General features: G+C 61.4%; 10 protein-coding genes. 7 read left to right on the forward strand and 3 right to left on the reverse strand.

Annotated features, from left to right (window positions below):
* The first annotated feature begins 284 nt into the window (after positions 1-284).
* The 7 genes from BCL67_RS14560 to BCL67_RS14595 all read left to right on the forward strand — a co-directional run bounded on the left by BCL67_RS14560 (position 285) and on the right by BCL67_RS14595 (position 8,364).
* Positions 285-698, forward strand: a complete 414-nt coding sequence (locus tag BCL67_RS14560) for a plasmid mobilization protein (RefSeq protein WP_106124131.1) — start codon at positions 285-287, stop codon at positions 696-698.
* Positions 695-2,998 carry a relaxase/mobilization nuclease domain-containing protein gene (locus BCL67_RS14565; protein WP_106124132.1) on the forward strand — a complete coding sequence of 768 codons (2,304 nt, stop codon included), beginning with the start codon at positions 695-697 and terminating at the stop codon, positions 2,996-2,998. The genes BCL67_RS14560 and BCL67_RS14565 overlap by 4 nt, the downstream gene beginning before the upstream one ends.
* A 522-nt stretch (positions 2,999-3,520) precedes the next feature.
* Positions 3,521-3,940: a helix-turn-helix domain-containing protein gene (locus BCL67_RS14575; protein WP_106124134.1), complete on the forward strand. Its 420-nt coding sequence runs from the start codon at positions 3,521-3,523 to the stop codon at positions 3,938-3,940.
* The gene (locus BCL67_RS14580; RefSeq protein WP_106124135.1) at positions 3,937-4,941 is read left to right on the forward strand and encodes a PIN domain-containing protein; all 1,005 of its coding nucleotides are present in this window, start codon (positions 3,937-3,939) and stop codon (positions 4,939-4,941) included. The genes BCL67_RS14575 and BCL67_RS14580 overlap by 4 nt, the downstream gene beginning before the upstream one ends.
* 783 nt (positions 4,942-5,724) lie before the next feature.
* Entirely contained in the window at positions 5,725-6,837 is a 1,113-nt protein-coding gene (locus BCL67_RS14585) for a replication initiation protein (RefSeq protein ID WP_146131198.1), read from the forward strand.
* A 642-nt stretch (positions 6,838-7,479) separates the two neighbouring features.
* On the forward strand, positions 7,480-8,079 hold the full coding sequence (locus tag BCL67_RS14590) for a ParA family protein (RefSeq protein WP_106124137.1): 600 nt from the start codon (positions 7,480-7,482) through the stop codon (positions 8,077-8,079).
* Between the two features lie 12 nt (positions 8,080-8,091).
* The gene (locus tag BCL67_RS14595; protein WP_106124138.1) at positions 8,092-8,364 is read left to right on the forward strand and encodes a hypothetical protein; all 273 of its coding nucleotides are present in this window, start codon (positions 8,092-8,094) and stop codon (positions 8,362-8,364) included.
* Between the two features lie 411 nt (positions 8,365-8,775).
* Here BCL67_RS14595 and BCL67_RS14600 read toward each other — a convergent pair whose 3' ends face one another.
* From BCL67_RS14600 to BCL67_RS14610, 3 genes are all read right to left on the reverse strand, one after another.
* Positions 8,776-9,078, reverse strand: a complete 303-nt coding sequence (locus BCL67_RS14600) for a histone-like nucleoid-structuring protein Lsr2 (protein WP_106124139.1) — start codon at positions 9,076-9,078, stop codon at positions 8,776-8,778.
* Between the two features lie 313 nt (positions 9,079-9,391).
* Positions 9,392-9,652: a type II toxin-antitoxin system RelE family toxin gene (locus BCL67_RS14605; RefSeq protein WP_106124140.1), complete on the reverse strand. Its 261-nt coding sequence runs from the start codon at positions 9,650-9,652 to the stop codon at positions 9,392-9,394.
* Between the two features lie 19 nt (positions 9,653-9,671).
* Positions 9,672-9,917 carry a type II toxin-antitoxin system Phd/YefM family antitoxin gene (locus BCL67_RS14610; protein WP_106124141.1) on the reverse strand — a complete coding sequence of 82 codons (246 nt, stop codon included), beginning with the start codon at positions 9,915-9,917 and terminating at the stop codon, positions 9,672-9,674.
* Between the last annotated feature and the right edge of the window lie 320 nt (positions 9,918-10,237).

Genomic DNA, 10,237 nt, shown 5'->3' on the forward strand with positions numbered 1-10,237 from the left:
GATTGAGCGCAGCGATTGAGTGAGGATATGCCGCGAAAGCCGGTCGGAAGGCTTGACCGGTTCTGCGCAGCCCGTAAGCTTCTCCCGCGAAAAGAACGCTTGTCTTTTCAGGTCCGCACGTTCAAACCCAGAAAGACCAACAAAAGGTGTCCCAGACGGAGCAAGCTATGCAGTTAGCACGGCTAACTGGCTTGATGCCTTGTCGCTGCGCTGGGCCGGTGGCACACTAGAAGGTGGAGCTTTCTAGTGGTCGTTGCACTGGGCCAGGGGATCAAAGACGGGCGGTGATTGTCGTGGCAGGTCGGATGCGTCAGGCCAATGCCGAAGGTGGCCGACCGATCCGTCGCGAGGTCAAGCTCACCGAGTTTGAGGACAATGCGTTGTACTTCGCAGCGCAGCGAGCGGGGATGACCCCTGCACGGTTTTTGAAGGAATCAGCGTTGTCTCGGGAGCGTGGTGTCTCGGTCAGTGAGCGCCATGAGATGAGTACCCGGTTGAATCAGCTCAATGGTTCCTTGGCCGCCGTCGGAAACAACCTCAACCAGCTGGCCCGAAGGGCCAACGCGGAAGAAGCAGTGACTGCTGAGATTAGTGCGGAGCTCACGCACTCCTTGGCGAAACTGCGCGCGACCATGCGGGAAATCAGTGGGACGCTTCCGGGTCTTGCGGTGTCTCCGGAAGAGGCTGATGCCTCATGATGCCTAACGTCACCCGTGGTGGTCGGATGGCGGGCCTGGTGATGTACCTGGCCGGCCCGGGGCGGGCGAATGAGCACACGAATCCGCAGCTGATCGCCGGTCATGACATGGTGACCTTCGCCGTCGAACCAGGGAGGGCGTTGAGCGCCGATGATGCGTTGGATATCGCGAACATTCTGGACTTCTCTCGGAAGCAGCACGGCACGCGGGTTCTAGTCTCTGAGCGTGAGTTCGATGAGGCCCGGGGTGAGTATGTGACCACGGGGAAGAAGGACGCTCACGTGTGGCACGCCTCGCTGTCGTTGAAGGCAGAGGAGGGTGAACTCGCCCGCGAGAAGTGGGCTGAGGTTGCTCACGATTTCGTGGAGAAGATGGGGTTCATCGACCCCGAGGGCGTCAAGACTTCTCGGTGGGCGGCGATCCATCACGGGGCATCGAAGAACGGCAACGACCACATCCACATTGCAGTGCAGCTGGTCCGTGAAGACGGCACGAAGGCTGATGTGCGTCACGACTTCAAACGCGCCCAGCGGGTCTCCAATGAGATTGAGAAGAAGCACGGCCTCACGGTGCTGGCCTCACGGGAACATGGCTACGGGATCTCTGGGGATAAGCCCGCCGAACTCGCCCGCGCGCAGGATAGGGATAGTGGCATGACAGAGCGTGCTGAGTTGCGCCGCCGAGCACGGACATGCCTGGCCACTGCATCGAGTCAGGGTGAGTACATCCGGCATCTCCAGGACCTGGGTGTGCACGTCCAGCCGCGGTTCGCGAAAGGTGATCGGAACACGATCGCCGGGTATCGGTTGGCGTTCCCCTCCGCCTCCAAAGACCAGGGTGGGGATGGCCGGCAGATCTGGTACTCCCCCTCGAAACTGGACCGGTCTTTGGCCTGGCCACGGATCGAGGAACGCTACGGCGACGCCGGCCGCGCCGAGGCGGTTGACCTCATGCACCAAATTCGTGAGAAGACCGTGAGTCAGCCAGTGGAGGCCAAGGAGGTTCATCGGTTCAGTGCGGAGTCCTACGAGAAGCTGATCTCGGGCAAGGTTGGGCCGGACACGATGGCGAACATCTACGCCCGGCTCTCCATCAGCATGGAGAAGAACAGTCACGGTCCTCTGGTGCGGCTCTCTGATGATTTCTCACGAGTGGCGTGGAGCATGCGCGGCCACCAACTTCCCGATGAGGTGTTGTACCGGCAGCGCGGCGGACACCACACAAGCGCACAGCATGCTTCACACCAGCCAGCGCAGGGCCGAAACGGCGGTGCGGGGCAGTTGGGGCAGCAGTGGTTGATGGCCACCCAAGTAGGACGCCGTGGCCCGGTCAAGGACTGGGTGTCCTTACTTGCCCAGGCGAATCGGATCGCGAGGATCGTGACCGAGACGAACCTGACCCGGGAACGCGCACAGCTCGCCGGGACGCTGCACAGCACGCTGGATGTGGCTGAGGTGCTGTGTCGAGAACGGGCACCTCGTACCGAGAACACGGTGACCCCCGAGAAGCGAGCCGCGCAGCGGGCTGCGCAGCGCGTTGAGGAGCTGCGCGGGCTGATGAAGCAGCGGGAAGCCCAGGACTACGCCGAGGTCCAAGACGCGAAAACCAAGAGCCTAGAGTCTCACGCCGTGGTCTCGACGGCGCGCGGTGAGTTGAAGGCCGCGAAGCAGGCCGCGGTCCAGGCCGCGGATCGATATGAGGGGCTGGTCAGTGGTGTCCGGAAGGAGCTGGGCAGTGAGGTGGTAGAGGATGCTCGTCGCGGCCGAGATGCCGATGTGAAGGTCTTCGATGCTGGTCTGTTGAGTCGGGGCCGGGTGACGCAGGAGTCCGACGCGATTCGCCGGGAGCTGGCTTCTCGGTGGGATGTTCCGGTGGGTGAGCGAGTGAAACCCCAGAAGCAGCGGTCTTCTAATCCCTTCACGTCGAGCACCAGTGAAGTGGATAGGTTGTGGTCGAGGTGGACTGACGCGGTCGTGGACAAGCACGCCCCGCAGCGTTTGGACACCCCAGAAATCCGCGAGGCCCAGGCTGCTCGAGATGAGGCAGCAGAACATCGAGACCAGGCACTGGCGCAGGTCGATGAGGCGAAACAGGCCAGTCGTCAGGCTGAGCACCGGGCTGAGATGCTGGAACAGCGGCATCTGCGGACCTCGCCGAGCACGTATCTGACGCGTGCCGAGGAGTCGGAACTGGCCAGGATTGAAGGACGCCGCGACCCGAGCCAGTACCACTCCCCCGAGGCGGCACGGGGTCCCATCGTCTCTCCTGGGAAAGACCGGGATTCTGGGTACGAACGCTAAAGCCGAAAGAGTGGTCCCCTGGCCGCAGCCGAGGTCGGTCCAGTGTGGCGCGGTGGATCTTCCGGTCCCCGCCAGGTGAGGCAGGATGGAGGGTCCTTTCTCCGTAGGGGAGAATGGCGTGGGGCAACCTGTGCAGGTGATGGGTGAGGAAAGAGGCATCAGATGGGTCAGTACACCGGGGTTAATGGTGAAGACTTTACTGATGACGACCTCGAAGCGTGGGCTGCTCAGGCGGAGTCCCCAGAGGGGTATAGCGGTGGTCATATCGGCCCCGCTAGGGCGGGACGTCCGGTGAGTATCGGTGCCCAGGTGCGCCCCTTCACCTTCCGAGTAGATGCTGCTCGTCGCGCGAAGCTCCACAAGGTCGCTGCTGAGCAGGGCACTACTGTCTCAGCACTCTTGCGGAGGCTCATCGATTCGCTGTAAGAGCGTCTCTTGTTCGCGATACGACGGAGGATGCCTTAGTCCCACGCACGAAACCAAGAAGAGTTTTCGTTTCGTTCGTTTGGTAGACTGTGTGTCATGACAACGGTGAACGCTGAGTCTCGGGATTCCGCCCGCGAAGCCGCAGTGAAGGTGGTCTCTGCCCGGTCCATGGTGATCGACGGTGCGGAGGTCGTGCTCACCGACGAGCTACGGCACAGTCTTCATGAGCTCTTTCAGCACACCGCCGACGGAGAAGGCGTCGAGATTGTGGCGCGGGCTGAGTATCTCAGTACCCAGCAGGCAGCCGAGATCCTGCGAATCAGCCGGCCGACCTTGGTGAGGATGCTCGATGACGGGTTGATCCCTTATGAGCGTCGTCGTTCCCACCGTCGCATCTCCAGGCAGGCGCTGGATGATTATCTGGAGGCTGAAAAGACGCAGAGGGCCCGTGCGCTGGAGGATCTCGCGGATACGTTCGATCCCACCGTCGAAGAACAGCCTGTCGCTACCCGGTGACGGGACAGATTGTCCTTCTGGACGCCAACGTATTAGTTCCGCAGCGGCTGAGCAGTCTTCTTCTGACCCTGGCAGAGCATGATCTCTTCGATCCTCGTTGGTCCGAGGAGATCCTCGAGGAGGTCGAGAGAACTCTCGTTCATAAGCTCGGGCTTGACCCGGTAAAGGCGGGTCGACGTCTTAACGCGATGAGGCGCGCGTTTCCACGAGCTACGGTCAGAGGCCATGAGGAACTGCCAGGGGATCCTCGTTGTGACCCTAAGGACCGGCATGTCTACTCTGCGGCTCAGGTCGGGTTCGCTGATGTTCTGGTGACGTTTAACCTCAGCGACTTCCCTGCCGCACCTACCGAGGCAGACGACGTGGCTGTGGTGGATCCCGATGCTTTCTTACTCGCCCTGCATGATCAAGACCCACGAGGCGTTGAGGCTGCTATCGAGCATGAAGCCGCCCGGATGCGCCAGCCGGCCCAAGAAGTCTCTGACGTGCTCCGAGGGGTCGCGGGAACAGTCCCCATGACGGCGAATATCCTCCATCACCACTGGGGCCAAAGCGCGACGACGATGGCAGCTTATGAGTCCACAGGGGATGAAGGCTCTCCGTGGCCCTCCCCCGATGGAGAGTTCGACTTCACGAACCCGCAGCATGTTCTCTTCATGTGGTGGACAGCCCTGGGCGGACGACTGAACAACCCGGAGGCGCTGGGTGCACTGCAAAGACTGACGTGGTCTCCGAAGGCGTTCGGGGACTACGTGTGGGTCGACGAGATGCTGGAGGGCTTCTCGTTGGCGTCGAAGGTCTACTTTGCTGTTGATGCCCCAGCGAGGGATATCGCTTTTATGCGGTTCATCCCAGAGGTTGCTGGCGACTCGCGAACGTTTGCCGCCATGAAGATCCCCCGCGCGGTGTATGTCACGTTAGTGGCGAACGAGGATGACCGCTGGTGGGTATGGGACATCGGTAATCGGATCCCCGCCACTCGGGATGTCCGAGGAGGCTAGCCGTCTCTCCGGCCGGCTGAATCTCGACGATAGCCTCCAGGCCATGAGAGCTCGCGGAGGCCTTCCGCTACGTAGTCGTCGGTAGTCGACAGTCAGTGCATTAGTTCGCGTCTCGATTAGGGCCCGTGAATCCGCACTTCTGTCTCGCAGCAGCGGCGGATCCCGCGCTGTGACTCATTCCCGTTAGCTTAATTGGAGACACGCCGTATCTAATTACGGAAGTTGGGCCTCCCGGGAGGCATGCTTGTGCAAGTTGGTCCACTTCACACGGAGGTATCTCATGGCTAGGCCATCAAAGGGAGAACGGCAGGGCGTGACATCTAAGCTCTCGCCGAGCTATTTCGAGAAACTTGACCGCCTGTGCGCACTCACCGGAGAAACCAAAGTTGATTACATCGCAAGAGTCCTGATGGCTGATCTGGACTCCGTGGATGTGTTGGCTCTAGAAGGCCAGGAACCTCTACCTATGTCTGCATAAAAAAGTGGAGCGCCCGCGGTGCGGGCGCTCCTAAGACTTTTTCAGAACCGCCTAGTCGCCAAACAAACCGGTTCTGAATCCGATCCCCAGAAGGAGATCTCTTTCATGTCCCCCCGTCGAAGGGGGCACATTCAACTCCCGGGCAGGGGTTCAATGTGCTTCCTACTGTAGCACCGCACGCCCAAACGCCCCAGAGTCCACGCAACAACACGGCGTTTCGTGCTGCGTTCCGCGCGGCATTCCTGGGCAATACGGCTACTGCCTGGGCTCGCGCGTCCCCGACTAAAACCGCACCATCAGTGCGCGTGAGCGCCGCTGACCTGGCCGAGTTCGAGTTCTACACGCCCTCACGTTCCGCCGGCTCAGTCCTGGTCATCGACATTGACCGGCCTGAGGCCGTTCTAGACATATTCGACACGATCCCGCCCGAGATCCGGCCCTCCTGGATCGTGGAAACCCGCAAGGGCGCACAAGCCGGCTGGATGATCGACACCGTTGACCTGCGATCCACCGCCCGTGAACGCCCCGTCGCCTACGCTCGCGCTATCGGCGCGGCGCTCCGCGAGGCACTGGCCGGCGACGAAGCGGTAGACCCACTGACACCCGTGCGCGTGCGCAACCCCACCTACTCCCGGGCCGAGCTGCGCGCGTCCGCCACTCCCCCGGTCTATGGACTCAAACAGCTCCACCAGGCGCTCAAAACCGCGAACCTGTGGCCCGAGGGGATGCGCTTCACCGGCCGCAGCGCCACCCAGAAAGCTCACCGGACTATCGCGGCCGCGATCGACACCGGCAACCGGAATCAAACCGTGTTCGACGTTGCCCGTCACGTCGCCTATGCCGGCGGGGACTTCGAGGCGGTGGCCTGGGAGACCAACGACTCAGCCCCCGAGCCCATGAAGGCCGCTGAGGTGCACGGGATCATCCGCAGCATCGCCCGGTACATGGCGAGCCCCCGTGGCCACCGCGCAGGCGTGGCCGTGCCGTCCCAGTTGCGGGAACTGATGGCAGAGATGGGCCGGCGCGGCGGATTGGCCAATACGGCCGCGCAGCGCGCCGCCCGCGCGCTAGGCCCTGCCGCGTCCGCAGCGGCCCGCAAGCCCCGCACGGACACCAAAGCCCGCAAGGCCCAGAAGCTCCGCGCACAGGGCCACTCACAGGCCGCTATCGGCCAGAAGCTCGCGGCCGCACCGTCCACGGTTTCCCGCTGGCTACGGCGGTATGTGGAGCATCAGTGCCCGCGTGCAACAGTGGAGCATCAGGTGATCCGTAGACCCCCACACCGTGAGGCCCACCGGCTACAGGCCCTCTCTCCCCGGTCACGTAGGTCAGGAATCCCCTGCGAGATCCCCCCACCCGGACCAGGCTCCCCCGGTGACCCGAACTCAGGACCACCCAGCGGTCCACGCAGCGGCTAACCGTCCCGCCTCGGCCCGGACCTCCACCACCTCATCGGGCAGCCCTGCCCTACAGGACGCTCGACTACACCCCCATACCGCCAGCGCGTGCACCGCGTCCTTCAACCGTGCGGCGGTCAGCCCTGCACCACTGAGATTCCACAAAGGAACTGGCGGTGCTCCATGCCAAGCCCCTCCAGGATGGCCAGCAGCGTCGCGTACTCCCCCGCCGTTGGTCCCTCGTTCTCTGCATGCGTCCTCGCAGCTCCGTCGTTGCTCCCACGCTAAAGCCGCACTTATGACACGTTCAAGGCCTCGCAGCCGATCCGCAGCACCAGCCCCGGTGCCTAGTCGGGTGTGATCAATGGTCAGGTTCGGTTGCTCCCTCGCTGCCCCCTTTCCTACGGCTGGCGTGGTCCTCGCAACGTCCTGTCTCATGCCGACCCTGTGAATATGTACGGTAATATTACTTATGGAGAGATATATGGACGGGAGTCTGGCAGCCCGTTAGTAGGGAAGTATGGAAGCCCGTATACCCCTATTGACGGCTGGCTATATGTATGGGGATACGGGATGACAGAACTATTCACTACCTACTCCCGTCCCTCCGCCTTTCCTTAGATATAGTTAGACGGGCAACCTTAGATACGGAGGTATGGAGATATGCGAGTCGCTTTCCTGAATACGAAAGGTGGAGTAGGTAAGACTTCCTCCTCTCTCATGAGCGCCGAGGCAGCTCACCGAGCTGGCTACAGCTCCGCAGTGATCGACGCGGATCCGCAGGGGAGCGCAAGCAGCTGGGCTGAGGCCGCAGAGGCAGCCGGGACACCCCTGAACTTCTCCGTGACAGTCGCCAACCGGGCCACTCTCGCCAAGACCGCCGAGAAGTCCACTGTCGACTTTCTATTCATTGACACCGCGCCCAACGATCCGGCGATCATCGACGCAGCGGCAGCGGCCGCAGATATGGTCGTCATCCCCACTGGGACCACTATCGCGGACATGGATCGAGCAATGCAGACCTACGAGGCCATGACCACGCCGGCCGCGATCCTGCTGTGGAGAGTGGACCCCCGTCACCAGCTCTACAAGCAGTCCCGCGAAATGTTGCTCGATGCTGATATCGCAGTCTTTACTACCGCCATTCCAGATCGACAGGAGATCAACCGAGCGTGGCACACCGACCTTTCGGGCGCGCGGCTCCATGGCTATGACGAAGTGATCACCGAACTCAGCGCGGCAATGCGCGTCTTGACTGACTAAGGAGATATCAGCATGAGCGAGAAGCAGCAGAACTCAATGGCTGCAGCTATGCAGCGCCGCAAAGCCGCCCCGAAGCCACCGCAGGGCGGGGGAGTGGCCCACACGTTCCGCGAGGTCACCGAGACCACGCCCACGAAAAAGACCACGTTCGATCTCCCGGTGGAGATTCATCGCACCTTGCGGTGGGAAGCACTCAAGCGCGAGATCTCCATGCGTGACGTGGTGCTGCGCTATATCAAAGAGGGCATGGAGCGCGACGGCATCACTCCCGCGCCCGAGAACTGACCAGCGGGGCGGGTCGCGCATGACGATGACCGGCCCACACCGAGCACGAACCGTACTGAACTACAGGCTCGAAGCGCCCCACTGCGAGTTGGATTGCCACCCAGGCCAGCGGCCGAGCGCCAGCACCCAGTGTCGCGCAGTTCGTGGAGACCCGCAGGTAGGCCACCCGCTGCCCTCGAATCTGCTGTGGCATGTCTGAGAGCTTCGCACGAATGTGTTCCTTTAGACCGCGCGGACACGTCATGCGACGTGCGCCCACTGTCCCCGCTTGAGTGTAGGAAAAGGTATACCCGAACTGAGAAAACAGGGCCTTGGCTGTAGGCCTGCCATCACGGTTAGCGGTGAACGTCAGTGAAGCCTGAAAGCGCTGTCGCTACGGGTCCCGCTGACAGATAAAGACTTCTGAAATGGCTAGCGCTTCTTGGCGTTGCGGTAGGCCTCAACAATGTCTCGGTGCAGCCGACCACGGGAAGAGACCTGGTGGCCGTTCTTGACCGCCCAGTCGCGTATCTGGCGAGCTTCATTCTGCGGTGAGGGCGGCGCGATCGCGCGGCCTTTGCGGATGTACTTCTTCAGCGTCTCACGCAGTTCTTTAGCGTTGTCATCACTGAGGTCGACCTCGTAGAACCGAGCATCCAGACCAAAGGTGACGGTCTCTTTCGCCTCGCTGCCATCTAGATCGTCCACAAGGACCACTTCTACCTTTTGAGCCATTTCCAACACCTCACTGTTTAATCGAGAACACGGCAACACCTGCCTCGTCCTCGAATCCACTCCTGCAGGGAACGGTCCTGCAGAAGGCGTAGCTACTAACAAGTAAGCCACAAAGTCTAGTCCTAGGCGAGACTTCCAGCTTTCAGGTTATTACCAGCAAGAAATAGGTGCGTGAAAAGGAAGCGGACCCACATCTTGGGCACCTGGAGAACGGGTAGCCCCCAACAGTGACACGGCCCCACAACAGCTGAGGTGACCTGATGACCTGTTCACCCAGTTGCTCAGTTGCTGCGTGGCGTCCCGGGCGAGGTCTCTATCGGTACACCTCGCGGCGATGCCCGATGCGCAGCACTAGGATCACCAGCTCGTCATCGGCGATGTCGTAGACCACGCGGTATTGGCCTACTCGGATACGGCACTCACCGTCACCACCGCTGAGCTGAACGTATCCCTGAGGACGTGGATTCTGAGCGAGGTACTCGATCGCATCCTTGATGCGACGACGATCGCTGGGATGGACCTTGCGGAAGGCTTTCGCAGCAGAGGGCTTATAGGTGATCGAGTACAACGGCATATAGCGGTACAGCCGGGGCTTAGAGGCCCAGTTCGGCCATCAGCTCCTCGTGGGATACCTGACCAGTCTCCCCACGGGCTTCTGCAGCGCCGCGGATATCACTCTGATCCTCTAGGGCCTGGATCGCGCGGTCAAAGAACTCAGGGGAGACCACGACGGCGCGACGTCGGCTACCGCGGCTGAGGATCTCTACCGGCTCGCGCTGGGCATCGTCGAGGACTTTGCTCTGGTGGGCGCGGAAGGCGCTGAGGGTTGTACTGGTCATGCGTCAAGAGTACATCTTGTACAACTCGGGCTCAACTCCCGTTGCTCCTAGTGCGTCCCATCCAACATTAGGTTTAGGAGACACACGTCGAGGGTGTCGATTCAGGCTAAATGTTGACGTGTCTTGGCTTAACGGTGCCCTAGGAGACCGTCTCAAGGGCGCAGTTCTAGGTTGACGAGATAGTTGTAATCAAACCCCTGGGCGGGTGGCCCTTCCTTCCCGTGGTGAGTTCTGAAGTCTTCTGTATGCAGGCTGAAAGGTACTTGCGCGCGGTGTCGGGGAAGGGACAGTTTCCTCGCAATGACTGTTTGTTACCGAAT

It is taken from the genome of Nesterenkonia sandarakina, from assembly GCF_003003175.1.
In the GTDB taxonomy this organism is placed as follows: Bacteria; Actinomycetota; Actinomycetes; order Actinomycetales; family Micrococcaceae; genus Nesterenkonia; species Nesterenkonia sandarakina_A.

Bases quoted from the DNA above. Each gene is read 5' to 3' on its own strand.
- BCL67_RS14575 (WP_106124134.1), top strand. From the start codon at position 3,521: ATGACAACGGTGAACGCTGAGTCTCGGGATTCCGCCCGCGAAGCCGCA.
- BCL67_RS14590 (WP_106124137.1), top strand. From the start codon at position 7,480: ATGCGAGTCGCTTTCCTGAATACGAAAGGTGGAGTAGGTAAGACTTCC.
- BCL67_RS14565 (WP_106124132.1), top strand. From the start codon at position 695: ATGATGCCTAACGTCACCCGTGGTGGTCGGATGGCGGGCCTGGTGATG.
- BCL67_RS14610 (WP_106124141.1), bottom strand. From the start codon at position 9,917: ATGACCAGTACAACCCTCAGCGCCTTCCGCGCCCACCAGAGCAAAGTC.
- BCL67_RS14605 (WP_106124140.1), bottom strand. From the start codon at position 9,652: ATGCCGTTGTACTCGATCACCTATAAGCCCTCTGCTGCGAAAGCCTTC.
- BCL67_RS14595 (WP_106124138.1), top strand. From the start codon at position 8,092: ATGAGCGAGAAGCAGCAGAACTCAATGGCTGCAGCTATGCAGCGCCGC.
- BCL67_RS14600 (WP_106124139.1), bottom strand. From the start codon at position 9,078: ATGGCTCAAAAGGTAGAAGTGGTCCTTGTGGACGATCTAGATGGCAGC.